We start from the raw sequence: 18,304 nt of genomic DNA on the forward strand, positions 1-18,304 counted from the left end.
GGCTGGTCCGTTCCGGGTGAGACCGCCAGGAGAGTGCTCAGGCGCCGACCGGCGTACGTCGCGGCGACCCCGCCCACACGATCACCGGGAGCAGCAGGAGCGACAGCGCGCCGCCCAGGAGGGACAGGGTCGCGAAGCTGGTCCCCGCGACCACCCAGCCGGAGGCCACCCCGCCCGTGGCGCCGCTGATGGCGATGAGCACGTCGACCGCTCCCTGGGTCCGCGCGCGGGTCTCGAGCGGGGTCCCGTCGACGATGAGGGCGGTGCCGGAGATCAGGCCGAAGTTCCAGCCCAGGCCCAGCAGGGCCAGCGCGAGGGTCAGCAGTCCGAGCGATCCCTCGGGGGCGGACGCCGCCACCACGCCGGCGGCGAGCAGCGTGACGCCCGAGGCGACCACCATGGGGGCACGGCCCACCCGGTCGACCAGCGGCCCGGTGACCAGCGACGGCAGGAACATCGCCGCCACGTGGATCCCGATGACCAACCCGACCGCGTCGAGGCTGTGGTGGTGCTGGCGCATGTGGACCGGCGTCATCGTCATGATCGCGACCATCGCGACCTGGGTGAGGACCATGACCGTGGCACCGGCGACCACGCCGCGACGCCACCCGGGATGGTCCGCGGACGCGTCCTCGTCGGGCCCGTCCGCCGCCCGCAGGCTGCGGGCCAGCAGCAGGGGGTCGGGGCGGAGCAGCGCGAGGAGCACCAGCGCCGCCGCCCCGTACGCGACGGCCGCCAGCAGGAAGGGCCCCGTCAACGGGGGCAGGCCCAGGTCTGCGGCGACCCGGCCGGTCGCCCCGACCGAGCTCGGCCCGGCGACCGCGCCGAAGGTGGTGGCGACCAGCGCGATGCTGACCGCGGTGGCCCGCCGCTCCGGGGCGGCGAGGTCGGTGCCCGCGTAGCGCGCCTGCAGGTTGGTGGCGGTGCCGGACCCGTAGACGAACAGGGACACGAACAGCAGCACCGGGCTGTCGACGACCGCCGCGACCACGATGCCGACGGCGCCGGCGGCCCCGGCGAGGAACCCGGTCGCCAGGCCCGTCCGCCGCCCCGAGCGCTGCGACAGCGAGCCCACGAGGTACGCCGCCAGCGCCGAGCCGAGCGTGAACAGCCCGGCCGGGAGACCGGCCAGACCGGCACCGCCGAGCATGTCCTCGGCGAGCAGCGCGCCCACGGTGACGCCCGCAGCGAGGCCGGCGCCGCCGAACATCTGGGAGACCACGACGACCGTCAGGGTGCGGCGCTGCACCCGGGCCCGCCCTGCGTCCACCCCTCGGCTCCCTCCGGTCACCGGAGAGGGTACGGCGAGGAAGGAGGTCGGTCAGGTGGTGGGGGCGAGGCTGCGGACCACGAGGGCCGCGTGGACGGCGGCCAGCCGCTCGAGCTGGTCGTCGGCGCGGGTGCGGAGCCGCTGGAGCTCGTCGCCCGGCAGGGCCTCGACGTCCTCGGCCAGCGCCAACAGGGCGTCCCAGCCGGCCCGCTTCCCGCTGACCCCGGCCCGCATGGCCTCCAGCTCCAGGACGTCGGAGACCGGGGACCGGCGGAGCAGGCGCCCGTTCGGCTTGAGCCGGCCGATCCGCTCGGCGAGCCGGACGACCGCGGGGACGACGGTGCCCGGGTCGAGGTCGAGCCGCAGCATCAGCTCCCGCAGCGCCACCCGGTCGTCCGCTATCTCCTCGGCGACCGTCGCCAGGTCCGCGCCGACGTCGGAGCCGGCGTGGCTGGCGGCGACCCTCCTCGCCAGGTCCAGGCCACCGGCGGCCGCCGCCCAGTGCTGCTGCAGGTAGACGTCCAGCTCGTGCATGTCGTTCTCTCCTGTCAGTCGTCGCGGGGCGCGAGCACCTGGTCCAGCCGCTGCCGCAGGTCGGCGACGTCCTCGAGCACCCAGTCGGCACCGGCCGCTCTCAGCTCGTCCTCGCCGAAGCCGCCGCTGAGCAGCGCGACCGCCGGGATCCCCAGCCGGTGCGCGGCCTCCACGTCCCAGACCGAGTCGCCGACCACGATGCTGGAGGAGCCGTCGACGCGGCTGACCGCGACCTCGAGCAGCTCGGGGTCCGGCTTGGACTCCTCGGCGTCCTCACTGGTCGTCGTCGCCTGCGCGTGCTCGCGGGCGTCCCCGAGCAGGGCGAGGGAGCGTTCTGCGTGCCGCGGGATCGCGGAGCTGGCCAGGACCACCCGCAGGTCCCGGCCGCGCAGGTCGGCGAGCAGCTCCGCCGCGCCGGGGAACGGCACGGGCTCGTCCGGCATGGCGTCGTACTCCTTCTCCCAGGCGGCACGGACGGCGTCCCCCGCGGAGTCCTCGACGTCGTCCCCGGCCACCGCGGCGACCAGCCGGTCGCCGCCCATGCCGATGGCGCGGTGGATCTGCCAGCTGGGGATGTCGTGGCCCGCCGAGCGGAACGCGCGCGACCAGGCCACGGTGTGCTGGTAGTTGGAGTCGACCAGGGTCCCGTCGATGTCCAGGACGACGGTGTCGACGCGCGTCGGACGATCGGTCATCGCGCCGCGCGCCCCCGCAGGAGGTCACCGGTCACGTCCACGATCCGCTCGACCAGGTGCCGCAACGCGTCCTGCTCCTCCTCGCCGAGCGGCTCGTCGTTGTCGGCCCCCGTCGCGTGCGAGACGCCGTAGGGGTTGCCGTCGGCGAACTTGACGGGATCGGTGTACCCCGGCGAGACCAGGATGCCGCCGAAGTGGTGGAGGGTGTTGTAGAGGGCGAGCAGCGTGCTCTCGTGGCCGCCGTGGGCGGTCTGGGCCGCGGTGAAGCCGGCGTAGGTCTTGTCGGCGAGCAACCCCTCACCCCACTGGGGGCCGAGGGTGTCGAGGAACTGCTTGAGCTGGCTCGACACGTTGCCGAAGCGGGTGGGGGACCCGAAGAGCACCGCGTCGGCCCAGACCACGTCGCCCGGGGTGGCGCGCGGCTCGTCGGCCGTCGCGTCGACGTGCTCCCGCCAGGCGTCCTGCTGCTCGATCACCTCGCGTGGGGCCAGCTCCTCGACGTGGCGCAGCCGGACCTCGGCACCGGCCTTCTCGGCGTACTCGGCGGCGCGACGGGCCATGCCGTCGAGCGTTCCGGTCGAGGAGTAGTAGATGATCGCGAGCTTCACGGGGTCGGGCACGGGTGTCCTCTCGTCGGTCTCGGGAGCTGACCCCTCGACCCTGCCACGGGGGTGCACGCGGTCCCTCACCCGGAGGTGTGGTTGTTCGGCTGCGGCGGCCCGGGCGGCGGTGGCGAAGGTCGCCGTACGGCATGATCGGGAGGGTGACCCCCGACGAGATCGCCCACCGGAGCGCGGCGGCGATGTGGGCCGACGATCGCGCCAGCCAGGCGCTCGGGATGGAGCTGCGCGACGTCGGCCCCGGACGCGCCGAGCTGGCGATGACGGTCCGCGACGACATGGTCAACGGCCACGGCATCGGTCACGGCGGGCTCACCTTCACCCTGGCCGACAGCGCCTTCGCGTTCGCCTGCAACTCCTACAACCGCCGTACGGTCGCGGCCGGGGCCGAGATCCGGTTCCGCGCCCCGACCCGGCTCGGCGACACCCTGGTCGCGATCGCCGAGGAGCGGGTCCGCGAGGGCCGCGACGGGACGTACGACGTGACCGTCCGGGCGGGCGCGACCGTGGTCGCCGAGTTCACCGGCCGGTCCCGCGAGGTCGGCGGCGCCTTCTGGGGCGAGTCCGGGGAGGGGCAGCCGTGACCGACGCGGAGCCCGGCCGGGTCCCCGACCTCGACCGCGCGCAGCTCGAGGAGCTGCAGCTCGAGCGGCTGCGCGACTCGCTGCGCCGGGCCGGGCAGGTGCCCCACTACGCCCGGGCGTTCGCCGACGCGGGCGTCACGCCCGGCGACGTGACCTCGCTCGCCGACTTGGCGCGGTTCCCGTTCACCACCAAGGCCGACCTGCGCGCCAACTACCCGTTCGGCATGTTCGCCGTCCCCCGCGAGCAGGTCGCGCGGGTCCACGCCTCCAGCGGCACGACCGGCAAGCCGACCGTCGTCGGCTACACCCGGGAGGACGTCGACACCTGGGCCGAGGTGATGGCCCGCTCCATCCGCGCCGCCGGCGGCCGGCCCGGCGACCTGGTCCACGTCGCCTACGGCTACGGCCTCTTCACCGGGGGCCTCGGCGCCCACTACGGCGCCGAGCGGCTGGGCTGCACGGTCGTCCCGGTCAGCGGCGGCATGACCGCGCGCCAGGTCCAGCTCGTCCTCGACTTCCGGCCGCGGGTCATCATGGTGACGCCGTCGTACTTCCTGGCGCTGCTGGACGAGATGGAGGCCCAGGGGGTCGATCCGCACGACACCAGCCTGGAGGTGGGCATCTTCGGCGCCGAGCCCTGGACCGACGAGATGCGGCGCGCGGTCCAGGAACGCTCCGGCATCCGCGCCGTCGACATCTACGGGCTGTCGGAGGTGATGGGCCCGGGCGTCAGCCAGGAGGCGGGGGAGACCCAGGACGGCCTGCACGTGTGGGAGGACCACTTCCTGCCCGAGGTGGTCGACCCGGTGACCCTCGAGCCACTGCCCGACGGCGAGGAGGGGGAGCTGGTCTTCACCAGCCTCACCAAGCAGGCGATGCCGGTCGTCCGCTACCGGACCCGCGACCTCACCCGGCTGCTGCCCGGCACGGCGTACCCGGCCTTCCGGCGGATGGCGAAGGTCACCGGTCGTACCGACGACCTGATGATCGTGCGCGGTGTCAACGTCTTCCCGAGCCAGGTGGAGGAGCAGATCCTCACCGTCGAGGGGCTCTCGCCCCACTACGTCTGCGTGCTGACGCGCCCGGGCAACCTCGACGAGCTCACGGTCCGGGTCGAGGCCGCCGAGCCCCTCGACGGACGGGTCGACGAGACCCTCGGCCGACGGCTCGGCGAGCGGATCAAGGACCGGATCGGTGTCACCGCCCGGGTCGAGGTGGTGCCGCCCGGCACCCTGGAGCGGTCGCTCGGCAAGGCGAAGCGGATCAGCGACGAGCGCTGAGCCTCACTGACGCGGGAACCCGGTCGGGGTGCACAGGCTCTTCGGGATGCCCTCGGTGTCGTCCTCGCGGATGTAGGTGAACATCTCCTCGGACCGTTCCTGGTCCCAGTTGACCGCGAAGTCGGCGACGGGCACTCCGCAGGTGAGGCCGTGGTCGCCGTCGACGCGGGTCATCGCGATCGCCCACTGCACCATCGCGAACGGGGAGGTGCCCTCGCTCACCCGGACGGCGCGGGCGCCGGCCATGTTCAGCCTGTAGTAGCGGATCGGGTTGAGCACCGACCACGGCGAGACCGCCTCGCTGCCGATCGCCGAGACCACCTCGCGCTGCCGCTGCGCGCGACCCAGGTCGCCGAACTGCTCGTCTGTCTTGCGGGAGCGGGCGTAGCCGAGGGCGTCGGGCCCGTCGACCTCCTGGCACCCCTTCTCCAGCTTGATGTTGGCCTGCGGGTCGTCCATCGGGAACGGCGGGCAGACCTCGATGCCGCCGACGGCGTCGACGAGGTCGACGAAGCCGCCGAACCCGACCTCGACGAAGTGGTCGATCCGGATGCCGGTCTCTCCCTCGAGGGTGCGCACCAGCAGCCTGGGGCCGCCGTACGCGTAGGCGGCGTTGACCTTCTGGCCGTCGCCGTACCCGGGGATCGACACCAGCGAGTCGCGCGGGATCGACATCAGCAGGTTCGGGCCGGCGCCGGTGTGGAGCATCATGATCGTGTCGGTGCGGTTGCCCGCCGGGTTGCCCGTGCCGAGCTCCTTGCGCTCCTCGGCCGACAGGTCGCTCCGCGAGTCCGAGCCCACCATCAGGTACGTCGTGCCGGGCTGCTCGTCGGGACGGCCGGACCCCGGGAACGCGTCCACCTTGTCGACCTTGCTCCACGCCCACAACGGGATCGCGATCAGGAAGACCAGCCAGAGGACCAGGAGGCCCCACAACCACTTGAGCCGGAACCGCGGGCGGCGACGGGGTGCCTTGGGGGGCTTGACGGGCTTGACCGGCCGCTGCGGCGGCGGCGCCGACTCACGGCCCCGCGCCTCCCGGGCGGCCGTCGGCATCACCCGGGTGCCGTCGTCGCGGGACTGCTGCGGCATCGCTCGTGTCTCGTCGCCGCTCGGCTGCTGGCCCCTGGAGCCGTACAGCCAGTGGTAGTCGGGGGACCCGTCCTGGGGTCCACCCCCCTGCGGACGATCAGCCATGGCGGAGAAACTACCGTGCCGCGCCCGAGAGCCGGTCGACCAGCCCCTCGGGCCACGACGCCCGGCGGCGTTCGGCGCGTCGTCACGGCTGTGACGGGTGTGACTGGTGATACTGCTGCCACGTTGCTTCCTTCCCCGAGCACCGAGAGGCACTTCCCCGTATGCCCAGCCAGTTGCCGGGCCCTGCGCCCGACGCGCCCGCCGGGTCGACCCGCCGTCCGCCGGACGAGCGGGCCGCGCGCGTCCGGTTCCGGCGCGCGGTCGCCCTGATGGTGATGACGCTGGTCGTCCCGGGGTCGGCCCAGCTGGTGGCCGGCAACCGGGACGTCGGTCGGCTGGCCATGCGGATCTGGGCCGTGCTCCTGGCGACCGGCACCGCGTGCCTGGGGCTGTCCATCCTGTGGCACCCGTTCGCGTTCTGGGCTGCGTCCAACACCCTGCTGCTCGGGGTGCTGCGGGTCGGGCTGATGGCGCTCGCCGTCGGCTGGGCGCTCCTCATCGTCGACGCCTGGCGGCTCGGCCAGCCGCTCGGCCTGTCGCTGCCGCACCGCCGGGCAGCGGTCGGCGTCAACGGGCTGCTGTGCTTCTCCGTCGTCGGGACGCTGCTGTTCGGTGCCCACGTCGTCGGCGTCCAGCGCGACTTCCTGGTGACCATGTTCGGCGACGGGGAGGCGGCCGGTGCGGCGGACGGCCGCTTCAACGTGCTGCTGCTCGGCGGCGACGCCGGAGCCGGCCGCTGGGGGCTGCGCCCCGACTCGCTCACGGTGGCCAGCATCGACGCGACCACGGGCAAGACGGTGTTGATCTCGCTCCCGCGCAACATGGCGAACTTCCCGTTCCGCGAGGGCTCGGTCATGGACCGGCAGTTCCCGGACGGCTTCGACTGCGAGGGCTGCTACCTCAACGGCGTCAGCACCTGGGCGGGCGACCACGCCGAGCTGTTCCGGCACTCCGACCAGCCCGGGGTGGACGCCACGGTCTCGGCCGTCGAGGGGATCACCGACCTCGACATCAGCTACTGGGCGATGGTCAACCTCGAGGGCTTCAAGGACCTCGTCGACGCCTTCGGCGGGGTGACCCTCAACGTCCGCGACCAGATCCCGGTCGGCCTCCCGACCGACTCCTACTTCCGCTACATCGAGCCCGGCACCCAGCGGCTCGACGGGCTGGAGACGCTGTGGTTCGCCCGGGCCCGCTACGGCTCCGACGACTACTCGCGGATGGCGCGGCAGAAGTGCGTCATGAACGCGATGCTCCAGCAGGTCAGCCCCCAGGTCGCGCTGAAGAACTTCTCCCGCATCGCGCGGGCCAGCTCGGAGATGGTGTCGACGTCGATCCCGCGGAGCGAGGTCGACCGGTTCGTGCAGCTGGCCCTGCTGGCCAAGGACCAGAAGATCTCCACGCTGTCGCTGGTCCCGCCGACGGTCGACACGGCCGACCCCGACATGGACCTGGTCCACGACAAGGTCGCCGAGGCCATCGACCGGGCCGAGGGCGACGCGCCGACGTCCTCCGGTGGCTCCGACAAGGGGAAGAAGCGCAAGCAGGCCCCCGCGATGACCGGCGGCTCGATCGGGAGCATGTCCGAGGGGTACGCCGCCAACGAGTCCAGCGACCTCGGCACGGCGTGTTGATCACGGCCGCGCAGCGGACCTGATCGATGGTGGTCGAGCAGCGACCGCGACCGAGCCTGCGAGGTCGCGACTGAGCGTGTCGAGACCCGGTGGGACGAGCAGACCGTGATGACGGCTTCCACGCACCACGTGGGAGGGTGTGGGCCGTGACCGAGTCGGAGGAGCACGGACCGCGCGTGGTGGCGGCCGTGGTGACCTTCAACCGGCTGGAGCTGGTGCAGCGACTGGTCGACCGGCTGCTGGAGATCGGGCGGCTCGACGAGATCGTGGTGGTCGACAACGCCTCCACCGACGGCACGGGGGACTGGCTGCGCGAGCAGGTCGAGCAGTCCCGGCTCCACGCGGTGACGCTCGACCGCAACCGCGGGGGCGCCGGCGGGTTCCACGAGGGGATGCGACAGGCCTTCGACGAGTGCGGCGCCGACCTGGTCTGGCTGATGGACGACGACGGCCTGCCCGACCCCGACTGCCTCGACCTGCTGCTGGCCCACGACGGCGAGCTGGACTTCTGGGGGCCGGTCGTGGTCGACGAGGCCGACCCGGAGCGGCTGGTCTTCCCCATCCGGCTGCCCGGCGGCACCCGGGTCGTCCACCACACCGACGCGGTCGAGCGAGCGGCCCGCGACGGGATGCTGGCCGACGTGGTCATCCCCTTCAACGGGGTCCTGGTCACCCGGGTGCTCGGCCGGGAGATCGGCTACCCGCGCGAGGAGTTCTTCATCTGGGGCGACGACCACGAGTACCGCCTCCGCGCCGAGCGGGCCGGCGCCCGGATCGCGACCGTCGCGGCCGCCCGGGTCCGGCACCCGTCGGTGGGGGAGCTGGGCACGCCGATGATGGGGGGCCGGACGACGTACAACCACAGCCCGAGCGACCTCAAGCACTACTGCATGGCCCGCAACAACACCGTCAACCTGCGGGACTACCGCGGCTGGCCGCACGTGCTGATGTTCTGGGTGAAGACCCTGTGGTTCTACACGGTGACCCGACCCGACCCGCGGCGGCTGCTGCTGAGCGGCCGGGGGATCGTGGCCGGGCTGCGCGGCGACTTCACCGGGCACGAGAGGTACCTGCGGTGAGCACCACCGTCGCCGTCGTGGTCGTGACCTACAACCGGGCCGACCTGCTCGGCCGGATGCTCGACGGCCTCGCTGCGCAGACCCGTCGGCCCGACGCGGTCTACATCGTCGACAACGCCAGCTCCGACCACACCCGCGAGGTGCTCGACAAGTGGCACGGCGGCGACCTGCCCCTGCACGTCACGCACAGCCCCGACAACCTCGGCGGCGCCGGTGGCTTCCACCTCGGCCTCGAGCAGGCGTACGGCGACGGCTTCGACCGGATCTGGCTGATGGACGACGACGTCGTCCCCGCCCCCGACTGCCTCGCGGTGCTGCTCGCCCACGACGAGCCCTGCCTGATGGCGGTCCGCGAGGACACCGCCGGTCGCCTCGTCGAGAAGGCGGCCACCCGGTTCGACCTCGACAACCCGCTGGCGATCAAGCCGAAGACGGGCATGGTCGAGACCGAGTTCGGCACCCGGGCAGCGATGCCGGCGCTGGTTGAGCTGGAGAACGTCGCCTTCGAGGGGTTCATGCTGCGCCGCGACGTCGTGGACCGGATCGGGCTGCCCGACGCGTCCTACTTCATCTTCTACGACGACGTCGACTACGCCGTGCGGGCCAGGCGGGCCGGGTTCCGGATCTGGGCGGTCCGCGACGCCGTGCTGGTGCGGCAGCTCGACTTCGACCAGCAGCACGACCTGGGGTCGTGGAAGGGGTACTACATGTACCGCAACCTGTTCGTCGTGCACCTGCGCTACGGCCGCAACCCACTGGTGCGGCTCAAGCCGTGGCTGATCGCCGGCGCGGTGGTGGTGCTGAGCCCGGCGCGCGGCGGCCGTGGCGAGGCGCGCAACGTGATCCACGCCCTACGCGACGCGCGGGGAATGCGGAAGCCGCCGCCCTCATCCGTAGACTGACCCACTGCGTCAACCTCGTGAGGAGATCCCCCTTGTCCAGTCCTGATCTGGTCGTCGTCGGCTCCGGCTTCTTCGGCCTCACGATCGCCGAGCGCTGCGCCAGCGAGCTCGACCTGAAGGTGCTCGTGCTCGAGCGCCGGCACCACCTCGGCGGCAACGCCTACTCCGAGAAGGAGCCGACCACGGGGGTCGAGGTCCACAAGTACGGCGCTCACCTGTTCCACACGTCCAACGAGCGGGTCTGGGAGTACGTCAACCGGTTCACCTCGTTCACCGACTACAAGCACCGGGTCTTCGGCAAGTACCAGGGGCAGGTCTACTCACTGCCGATGAACCTCGGCCTGATCAACCAGTTCTTCGGCAAGAGCCACACCCCCGACGAGGCGCGGGCGCTGATCAGGGAGCAGGCGAGCGAGATCGCGACCGAGGACGCCACCAACCTCGAGGAGAAGGCGATCAGCCTGATCGGACGGCCGCTCTACGAGGCGTTCATCAAGGGCTACACCGCCAAGCAGTGGCAGACCGACCCGACGAAGCTGAGCGCGGACATCATCACCCGGCTGCCGGTGCGCTACACCTTCGAGAACCGCTGGTTCAACGACACCTACGAGGGCCTGCCGGTCGACGGCTACACCGCCTGGCTCACCAAGATGGCCGACCACCCCAACATCGAGGTCCGGCTCGACACCGACTTCTTCGACGTGGCCGACGACTACAAGGGCCAGGTCCCGATCGTCTACACCGGCCCGGTCGACGAGTACTTCGGCAGCTCCGAGGGCCGGCTCTCCTGGCGGACCGTCGACCTCGAGGAGTCCGTCGAGGAGGTCGACGACTTCCAGGGCACCGGCGTGGTCAACTACAACGACCAGGAAGTCCCCTTCACCCGGATCATCGAGTTCAAGCACTTCCACCCCGAGCGGGTGAAGACCCACCTCCCCGGCCGGACCGTGATCGTCCACGAGTACAGCCGGTTCGCCGAGGAGGGCGACGAGCCGTACTACCCGATCAACACCGCCGAGGACCGCGAGAAGCTGCTGAAGTACCGCGACCTCGCCAAGAAGGAGCCGATGGTGCTCTTCGGCGGCCGGCTCGGCACCTACAAGTACCTCGACATGCACATGGCGATCGGCTCCGCCCTGTCCATGTACGACAACAAGCTCAGGCCCCACTTCACCCAGGGCGCGGAGCTGACCAGCGGAGGAGTCGACGAATGAGCGTCACCCACACCCAGACCCAGGAGGGGGTCGACCAGGCCGCCCCGGGCACCACGCGGGTCCTGCTGCAGCGGCAGATCATGCCCGCCAACCGCGACACAGACGTGATCCGTCTGTACATCGACCCGGACCCGGCCGTCCTCGACGCGGACAAGTACGAGGTCGGCCACAACAGGACCGCCCAGGAGCTGAATGCCGTCGCGATGCGGCAGGCGGTCGGCACCGGGACCCAGATCCACCCCGACCAGATCGAGTCGCGCACGGCGTACCGGCTGAAGCTGGGCGACAAGCTCTCGTTCGGCACCTACTTCAACGCGTTCCCGGCGTCGTACTGGCGTCGCTGGACCATCGTCTCCGAGGTGCGGCTGACCGTCCGGCTGCGCGGCAAGGGGGCCAACGTCACCGTCTACCGCTCGCTGGCCAACGGGCGCTCCCAGCGGGTCGACAGCGCCACCAACGAGGGCTCGTCGGGGGAGTACTCCTTCGACCTCCCGCTCAAGCCCTTCGTCGACGGCGGCTGGTACTGGTACGACGTCGTCGCCGCCGACGAGGACGCGGTCGTCGAGTCGGCCGAGTGGACGGCCGCCGTGCCCGACGACCGGGCCACCCGCGGCACGGTCACCATCGGCATCACCACCATGAACCGGCAGGACTTCTGCGCCAAGCTGCTCGCCCAGCTCGGCGAGTCCGGTCACCTCGAGCACTACCTCGACGAGGTGATCGTCCTGGAGCAGGGCAAGGAGAAGGTGGTCGACTCCGAGTTCTACCCCGAGGCCGAGAAGGTGCTCGGCGACCGGCTCCGGATCATCGAGCAGGGCAACATCGGCGGCTCGGGCGGCTTCGCGCGCGCCCAGTACGAAGGCCTCAAGGCCGGCCGCTCGAAGTACGTGATGATGCTCGACGACGACGTGGAGTGCGAGACCGAGGGCATCGTCCGGGCGGTCACCTTCGGCGACCTGTGCCGCACCACCACCATCGTGGGCGGGCACATGTTCAGCCTGTTCTCGAAGGCGCAGCTGCACAGCTTCGGCGAGAAGGTGGAGCCCTACCGGTTCTGGTGGGGGTCGGCGCCCGGCGTGTTCCCGGGCTGGGACCTCGGCAACCGCAACCTCCGGTCCGCCCGCTGGCTCCACGCGCGCGTCGACGTCGACTACAACGGCTGGTTCATGTGCCTGATCCCGTCGGAGGTCCTCGCCGAGATCGGGCTGTCGCTGCCGCTCTTCATCAAGTGGGACGACTCCGAGTACGGCCTGCGCGCCAAGGCAGCCGGGTACCCGACGGTGACCTTCCCGGGCGCAGCGGTCTGGCACGTGCCGTGGACCGACAAGAACGACGCCCTCGACTGGCAGGCCTACTTCCACCACCGCAACCGGTTCATCGCGGCGCTGCTGCACTCGCAGTACCCCCACGGCGGACGCATGGTCCAGGAGAGCCTGAACCACCAGATCAAGCACCTGGTGTCGATGCAGTACTCCACGGTCGAGCTGCGCCACAAGGCCCTCCTCGACGTGCTGGACGGACCGGAGGCGCTCCACGCCAAGCTGCCCACCGCCCTGCCCGAGCTCAAGGAGCTCGTGAAGGGCTTCGACGACGCCACCCTGGTGGCCGACCCGAGCGCGCTTCCCGAGGTCAAGCGGCACAAGCTGCCCCGCAGGGGCAAGGAGGCCTCGCCGGTCATCTCGGGCAGGGCGGCCACGGTCCAGGCCCTGCTGCAGCCGCTGCGCCAGCTGCGGGCTCCGCGGGAGCACGCGCACGACTTCCCCGAGGCGGAGGTGATGGCGCAGGACGCCAAGTGGCACAAGATCGCCCGCTACGACTCGGCGATCGTCTCGATGCCCGACGGGACGGCCGCGGCCTTCTACCGCAGGGACCGCGAGAAGTTCTTCGACCTGCTCAAGCGGACCCTCGCCATCCACCGCAGGCTCCGCACCGACTGGGACGACCTGGCCGCCCGCTACCGCGCGGCCCTTCCCGAGATCACCTCCCCGGAGGCGTGGGAGAGGACGTTCGGCCCGTGGATGGACGCCGATGACCGCTGAGGCCCGCGAGGGGCTGCCGCCCCTGGCGCCGGCGAGCCACAACAACGGGCTCCTCGAGGTCTTCCGGCGCCGTTACCTGCTGCGACTCCTGGTCCGCAGCACGGTGCAGGCGCGCTACCAGGGCACGTTCCTGGGCTGGTTCTGGAGCTACATCCAGCCCGGCGTGCGCTTCTGCATGTACTACTTCGTGTTCCAGATCCTGATCGGCCGTGGCGGCGAGCGGCTCTACCCGTTCGCCATCCACCTGGTGTGCGGCATGGTCCTGGTGCACTTCTTCACCGAGACCTTCAACGGCGGCACCCGTTCGCTGGTGAGCAACCGGGGGCTGATCATCAAGCTCCCGATGCCGCGCGAGCTGTTCCCCGTGGCCAGCATGCTGGTCTCCTTCTGGCACACCGTGCCGATGCTGGTCATCACGGTGCTCGTGAGCGCCGTCCTGGGCTGGACGCCCGACCCGGTCGGCGTCGCGGCGGCGCTCCTGGGGCTGGCCCTCGTCGCGGTCCTCGGGCTCGCGCTGGGCCTGCTGTTCAGCGTGGCCAACGTGTTCTTCCGCGACTTCAGCAAGGTCACCCAGACGTTGACCCAGTTCACCACGTTCAGCGTGCCGATGATCTACCCGTACTCATTGGTGGCGGAGCGCTTCGAGAAGGTCCCGTGGGTCGCCGACGTCTACCTGCTCAACCCGATCGCGGAGGCGGTGCTGCTGATGCAGCGCTGCTTCTGGGTCCCGCTCACCAACGACCCCGAGCGGGCGCTCGCCGAGGACATGCCCTCCGACCTGTACAGCCGCGGCGTGATCATGCTGGTGCTGTCGATCGTGCTGCTCGTGCTGGCCCAGGTGTGGTTCAGCAAGCTCGAGCGCCGGGTCCCGGAGCGTCTCTGATGACGCGGATGATCCAGGCGGAGAACGTCACCAAGTCCTTCACCATGCAGTACCACCGGTCGATCAAGCAGATCGCCCTGGCCAAGATGCGGGGCCTGAAGACCCACGACCGGTTCAACGCCGTCGACGACGTCTCGTTCAGCGTCGACGACGGAGAGTCGATCGGGCTGATGGGCCTCAACGGCTCGGGCAAGTCGACCCTGCTCAAGCTGGTGAGCGGCGTGATGCAGCCCGACGGCGGCCAGGTGCTCACCCGTGGCCGGGTGGCCGGTCTGATCGCGACCGGAGCGGGCTTCCAGCCCCAGGTCAGCGGCCGCGACAACCTGTGGCTCAACGCCGCCATCCTCGGCATGAGCGAGGCGGAGACCCGGCGCAAGATGGACGAGATCATCGACTTCGCCGACCTCGGCAAGTTCATCGACACCCCGGTCGTCTACTACAGCTCCGGCATGAAGGCCCGCCTGGGCTTCGCGGTGGCGATCAACGTCGAGGCCGACGTCTTCATCGCCGACGAGGCCCTGGCGGTGGGGGACCGCCCGTTCAAGCGCAAGTGCAAGCAGAAGATGCGCGAGATCCGTCAGAACGGCACGACGATCTTCTTCGTCAGCCACTCCCCGGGCGCCGTCAAGCAGCTGTGCGACCGGGTGCTGGTGCTCGAGAAGGGCAAGCTCGGCTTCGACGGCGACGTCGAGGAGGGCATCAAGTACCTCCACTACGACGAGGGCGAGGACGGCGACGACGACGAGGGCTTCGGCAAGGACGACTGAGTTCCCGGCCTGGACCGTCCCCTCTCGCTGCCGGATTTTCTCGGCGTGTCGGCGTGTCGAGTGGAAATTACAGGATTGTAGTTACTCAGTTTTGTTGCGCCGAGGCGTGTGACTGGTGTGAAACTTGCTACCCGTGTGAATCTTCCCCCGCACTGGAGTAGCCCGCGATGCGTCCCAGCAAGGCCCACTTCGTCACCTCCTGCCAGCAGCTGCTGGCCCTCGGTGCCGTCCTGGCCGTCCTGACCCCTGCGGCGTCCGTCGTGTCCCTCGACGTCGTCCAGACCCCCGGCTCCTCGACGCCGGGTGCCGCCCCCGAGCCGGACTCCCGGCACGACCGCCCGCAGCCAGGCGGCGTGCCCGGTGCCCCCCGCACCGGGCACGAGGGGCGGGCCGCCTCGACGGTGCCGGCCGAACCGGTCGAGCCGGTCGTCGAGGAGGTGGCCCTGACGGCGGAGCAGGACGGTGCCACCGACGGCGAGGTCGAGGAGGAGACCGAGCAGCTGACCCCGACCACGGTCCTCAGCGAGCCGCAGCCGGTCACGGGGTACGGCGCCGTCGGCGTCACCTGGTCGCACGACGCCCAGGTCGACGACGACCGGATCGACCTGGAGGTGCGGACCGCGACCGACGGCGCGTGGAGCGGGTGGAGCGAGCTCGAGTACCACGACGAGCACGCACCCGAGCCGGAGACCGAGGAGGGCCGCGAGACCCGGCCCGGTACCGACCCGCTGTTCGTCGGGGAGGTCGACCGGGTGCAGCTGCGCGCGGTGGCGGAGGACGGACTGCCGGACGACATGTCGCTGGCGGTCGTCGCTCCGGGCAGGGCCGCGGACGTGCAGCGGCAGTCCCCGGCGTCCGGCGCCGAGGGCGCAGCCGACGATGCTGACCGCGACGCGTCGCAGGAGGAGGCGATCGAGCTCCAGGCCGCGTCGACGTCCGCGCCGAAGCCCAAGATCTACACCCGCGAGCAGTGGGGGGCCGACGAGCGGCTCCGGGACGGCCGGCCGAGCTACGGCTCGATCAGCGCCGGCTTCGTGCACCACACCGTCAATGCCAACGACTACTCGCGCGATGACGTCCCGGGCATGATCCGCAGCATTTACGCATACCACACCAGGTCCCGCGGCTGGAGCGACATCGGCTACAACTTCGTGGTCGACAAGTTCGGCCGCATCTGGGAGGGCCGCTACGGCGGCGTGGCCCGGCCCGTCATCGGAGCCCACACCCTCGGCTACAACGAGGACTCCTTCGCGATGTCGGCCATCGGCAACTACGAGACCGCGCGTCCCTCCGACGCCATGCTCAAGGCGTACGGGGCCCTGTTCGCCTGGAAGCTGGGACTCGCGGGCATCGACCCGATGGAGCGATCCCAGAACGTCAACGGCGACACCTTCCAGGCCATCAACGGACACCGGGACGCCGGCTCCACGGCCTGCCCCGGCCGCTACCTCTACGCCGAGCTGCCCGCCATCCGCAGGTACGCCGAGGCGGCGGCCCGGGGTTCGAAGCCGGTCACCCTCCGCCAGGTCGACTCGAACCTCGCCGGCACCCCCCACCCCGACCTGGTCGTGCGCCGGGCCTCCGACGGGCGGGGCATGATCCTGCCCACCGGCGGGCTCACCCAGTTCCGGTCCCCGGTGACGCTCGTCAAGTCCGGCTGGGCCCGGCGTACCTTCCTCGCGGCACCCGACCTCACCGGCGACCGGCGAGGCGACCTGGTGACCTTCGACGACAAGGGCAGCCTGGAGATCCGCCCGGGTCCGGCCGCCGACGGCTTCCAGAAGGTGGACCGGACGGCGCGCAGCTTCCGGAGGCACGACCTCGTCGCCGTGGCCGGCGACCTCGACGCCGACGGCCTGGTGGACCTCGTCGCCCGGTCGGAGGGTGAGCTGGTGGCCTTCCTGCGCACGGAGCGGGGTGGGTTCCGCCGAGTGGCTCGCGACACCAGCCTGCAGGGCTACCGGCAGCTGGTCGGTGCGGGCGACGTCACCGGCGACGGCAGTCCCGACCTGTGGGCGCGCGACGGGTCCGGCCGGCTGTGGCTGCACCGTGGTCTCGGCGGCGGACGGTTCGCCGACCGGACCGAGGTCCCCCCGGCGTACGACGACGTGGCGTGGCTGATCGGCGGGGTCGACTACTCCGGGGACGGGGTGGCAGATCTAATCGTCCGTCGGGCCAACGGGTCGCTCCGGCTGCTCCCGTCGCGCGGCGACGGCACCCTGGGCCGGGCGGTGGGTCCGGTGGCGTCCGTGGACGGCCTGAGCACGGTCAGCGGCGCCGGACAGGTCACGGGCACGGCCGCCCCCGACCTGCTGGCGCGTGCCGGCGGAGCCCTGGTGGTGCTGCCCAACCGCGGGACCTTCGACCTCGGCGCGCCGATCGACACCCGCCAGTCCTTCACCCGGGGTGACCTGCTGCTCAACGCGGGTGACTTCGACGGGGACGGTGACGGCGACGTGATCCTGCGCCGCAAGATCGGCTCGCTGTGGCTCTACAAGGGCCGCGGCACCGGCCGGCTCGCGGACCCGGTCCGGATCGGGGGCAAGCGCCCGTTCAGCCAGGCCAGGAGGGTGCAGGTGGTCGCCGACGTGACCGGCGACGACCGGCACGACGTGGTGGGCCGGATCGACGGCGAGACCCTGGTCTGGCCCGGCAACGGTGCCGGCACGCTGAAGCAGCGGAAGCCGATCGAGGTCGCGGACGCCACGGCCCCGGACGCGTCGGCGTACGACTGGAGCATCACCACCAGCGACCTGCTGCGCCGCGGAGCCGCTGACGTCCTGGTCCGGGACGGCGACGGGTACCTGTTCCGGCTCGACGGCACGCGGGACGGCTACGGCTCTCCCCGGTACCTCGGCGAGGCAGGAGGCTACGACCTGGCCGGCTGAGCCGGCATCAGGCGCGGGACGTGGCGCGCTCGGCGGCGTAGGTCGCCTCGAGCCGGTCGTCGTCGGGGTGCGCCACCAGGACCACCGAGCCGTCTCGGACGAGCGGCTCGGTGAAGCAGGGGATCCCGGAAGGGGAAGCCGGGTTCACCCTGGTCAGGAGGCGGCCGCCGCCGGTGAGGAGACTCCCGCCGGCGGCCGTCTCCCACACCTCCCGCTGCGTCACGCCCTCGAGTGCGAGGTCCTCGGGTCCCGGCGGGTCGAGGGCCACGAAGGAGTCCGGCTGCGACCAGACCTCGGTGCCGAGGTCGAGGACGCCGTCCGGCAACCGCTCCTCGAAGGGACGCCCGAGCGGGTGCAGCGCCGTGGCCAGCACGACGCCGTCCCCGGCGTGCCCTGCCCACCGGGTGAGGCCCTCGGGCCCGGTGAACCACGCGTCGGCGGCCGGGTCGCCGTCGAGCGCCACCGTCAGGCCGACGGTCCAGGCGGCGCCGAGGAGCACGGGGCCGAGCCAGTGCGTGGGGAGGTCGAGGCGCAGCACCTGGCCGCGCTCGAGCCCGTGCTCGTCGACGAGCAGCGACGCGGTCTTGGCGACCCAGTTGGCGTACGTCGCCACCGACAGCTCGGTCCGCTCCCCGCTCGCGTGGTCGTAGAAGGTCACCAGCGGCCGGCCGGGCTCGGCCGCCAGCCGTCGGGCCAGAACGGCGTCGAAGGTCGTCAT

General features: G+C 71.6%; 16 protein-coding genes. 10 read left to right on the top strand and 6 right to left on the bottom strand.

The features are described from left to right. Positions 1 to 37: 37 nt before the first annotated feature. From ACQ1X7_RS04615 to wrbA, 4 genes are read right to left on the bottom strand one after another with little or no spacing between them, the layout of a single operon-like run. A complete protein-coding gene (locus ACQ1X7_RS04615; protein ID WP_432476981.1) occupies positions 38 to 1,270 on the bottom strand; it encodes an MFS transporter in 1,233 nt (410 codons plus the stop codon). Positions 1,271 to 1,321: 51 nt separating this feature from the next. Further along, positions 1,322 to 1,804, bottom strand: coding sequence for a hypothetical protein (locus ACQ1X7_RS04620; RefSeq protein ID WP_432476982.1), 483 nt, complete (start codon positions 1,802 to 1,804; stop codon positions 1,322 to 1,324). A 14-nt stretch (positions 1,805 to 1,818) separates the two neighbouring features. Beyond that, positions 1,819 to 2,499 (bottom strand): HAD family hydrolase, encoded by a 681-nt coding sequence (locus ACQ1X7_RS04625; protein WP_432476983.1) that lies wholly within the window; start codon positions 2,497 to 2,499, stop codon positions 1,819 to 1,821. Next, positions 2,496 to 3,119 carry an NAD(P)H:quinone oxidoreductase type IV gene (gene wrbA, locus ACQ1X7_RS04630; RefSeq protein ID WP_432476984.1) on the bottom strand — a complete coding sequence of 208 codons (624 nt, stop codon included), beginning with the start codon at positions 3,117 to 3,119 and terminating at the stop codon, positions 2,496 to 2,498. The genes ACQ1X7_RS04625 and wrbA overlap by 4 nt, the downstream gene beginning before the upstream one ends. A 143-nt stretch (positions 3,120 to 3,262) precedes the next feature. Between wrbA and paaI the strand changes: the two genes are divergently transcribed. Further along, positions 3,263 to 3,703 (top strand): hydroxyphenylacetyl-CoA thioesterase PaaI, encoded by a 441-nt coding sequence (paaI, locus tag ACQ1X7_RS04635; RefSeq protein ID WP_432476985.1) that lies wholly within the window; start codon positions 3,263 to 3,265, stop codon positions 3,701 to 3,703. Next, complete coding sequence (gene paaK, locus ACQ1X7_RS04640) at positions 3,700 to 4,983, top strand: phenylacetate--CoA ligase PaaK (protein WP_432476986.1); 1,284 nt, start codon at positions 3,700 to 3,702, stop codon at positions 4,981 to 4,983. The genes paaI and paaK overlap by 4 nt, the downstream gene beginning before the upstream one ends. A 3-nt stretch (positions 4,984 to 4,986) precedes the next feature. Here paaK and ACQ1X7_RS04645 read toward each other — a convergent pair whose 3' ends face one another. Then, entirely contained in the window at positions 4,987 to 6,180 is a 1,194-nt protein-coding gene (locus ACQ1X7_RS04645) for an LCP family protein (protein WP_432476987.1), read from the bottom strand. A gap of 161 nt (positions 6,181 to 6,341) precedes the next feature. On the opposite strand from ACQ1X7_RS04645, the gene ACQ1X7_RS04650 reads away from it, so the two are divergent. From ACQ1X7_RS04650 to ACQ1X7_RS04685, 8 genes are all read left to right on the top strand, one after another. Beyond that, positions 6,342 to 7,814, top strand: a complete 1,473-nt coding sequence (locus ACQ1X7_RS04650) for an LCP family protein (RefSeq protein WP_432476988.1) — start codon at positions 6,342 to 6,344, stop codon at positions 7,812 to 7,814. 146 nt (positions 7,815 to 7,960) lie between these two features. Continuing rightward, a complete protein-coding gene (locus tag ACQ1X7_RS04655; protein ID WP_432476989.1) occupies positions 7,961 to 8,893 on the top strand; it encodes a glycosyltransferase family 2 protein in 933 nt (310 codons plus the stop codon). Continuing rightward, on the top strand, positions 8,890 to 9,795 hold the full coding sequence (locus tag ACQ1X7_RS04660; RefSeq protein WP_432476990.1) for a glycosyltransferase family 2 protein: 906 nt from the start codon (positions 8,890 to 8,892) through the stop codon (positions 9,793 to 9,795). Before ACQ1X7_RS04655 ends, ACQ1X7_RS04660 begins: the two co-directional genes overlap by 4 nt. A 32-nt stretch (positions 9,796 to 9,827) precedes the next feature. After that, positions 9,828 to 11,009: a UDP-galactopyranose mutase gene (gene glf, locus ACQ1X7_RS04665; protein WP_432476991.1), complete on the top strand. Its 1,182-nt coding sequence runs from the start codon at positions 9,828 to 9,830 to the stop codon at positions 11,007 to 11,009. Continuing rightward, positions 11,006 to 13,048, top strand: coding sequence for a glycosyltransferase (locus tag ACQ1X7_RS04670; RefSeq protein ID WP_432476992.1), 2,043 nt, complete (start codon positions 11,006 to 11,008; stop codon positions 13,046 to 13,048). Before glf ends, ACQ1X7_RS04670 begins: the two co-directional genes overlap by 4 nt. After that, a complete protein-coding gene (locus tag ACQ1X7_RS04675; RefSeq protein WP_432476993.1) occupies positions 13,038 to 13,931 on the top strand; it encodes an ABC transporter permease in 894 nt (297 codons plus the stop codon). The genes ACQ1X7_RS04670 and ACQ1X7_RS04675 overlap by 11 nt, the downstream gene beginning before the upstream one ends. Beyond that, positions 13,931 to 14,698 (top strand): ABC transporter ATP-binding protein, encoded by a 768-nt coding sequence (locus tag ACQ1X7_RS04680; RefSeq protein WP_432476994.1) that lies wholly within the window; start codon positions 13,931 to 13,933, stop codon positions 14,696 to 14,698. Before ACQ1X7_RS04675 ends, ACQ1X7_RS04680 begins: the two co-directional genes overlap by 1 nt. A gap of 167 nt (positions 14,699 to 14,865) precedes the next feature. After that, positions 14,866 to 17,586 carry an FG-GAP-like repeat-containing protein gene (locus ACQ1X7_RS04685; protein ID WP_432476995.1) on the top strand — a complete coding sequence of 907 codons (2,721 nt, stop codon included), beginning with the start codon at positions 14,866 to 14,868 and terminating at the stop codon, positions 17,584 to 17,586. 7 nt (positions 17,587 to 17,593) lie between these two features. Here the strand turns inward: ACQ1X7_RS04685 and ACQ1X7_RS04690 are convergent, their stop codons facing one another. Then, on the bottom strand, positions 17,594 to 18,304 hold the full coding sequence (locus ACQ1X7_RS04690; RefSeq protein ID WP_432476996.1) for a TIGR03089 family protein: 711 nt from the start codon (positions 18,302 to 18,304) through the stop codon (positions 17,594 to 17,596).

Origin of the sequence: Nocardioides sp. GXQ0305 (genome assembly GCF_050880345.1) — a bacterium.
Taxonomy (GTDB): Bacteria; Actinomycetota; Actinomycetes; order Propionibacteriales; family Nocardioidaceae; genus Nocardioides.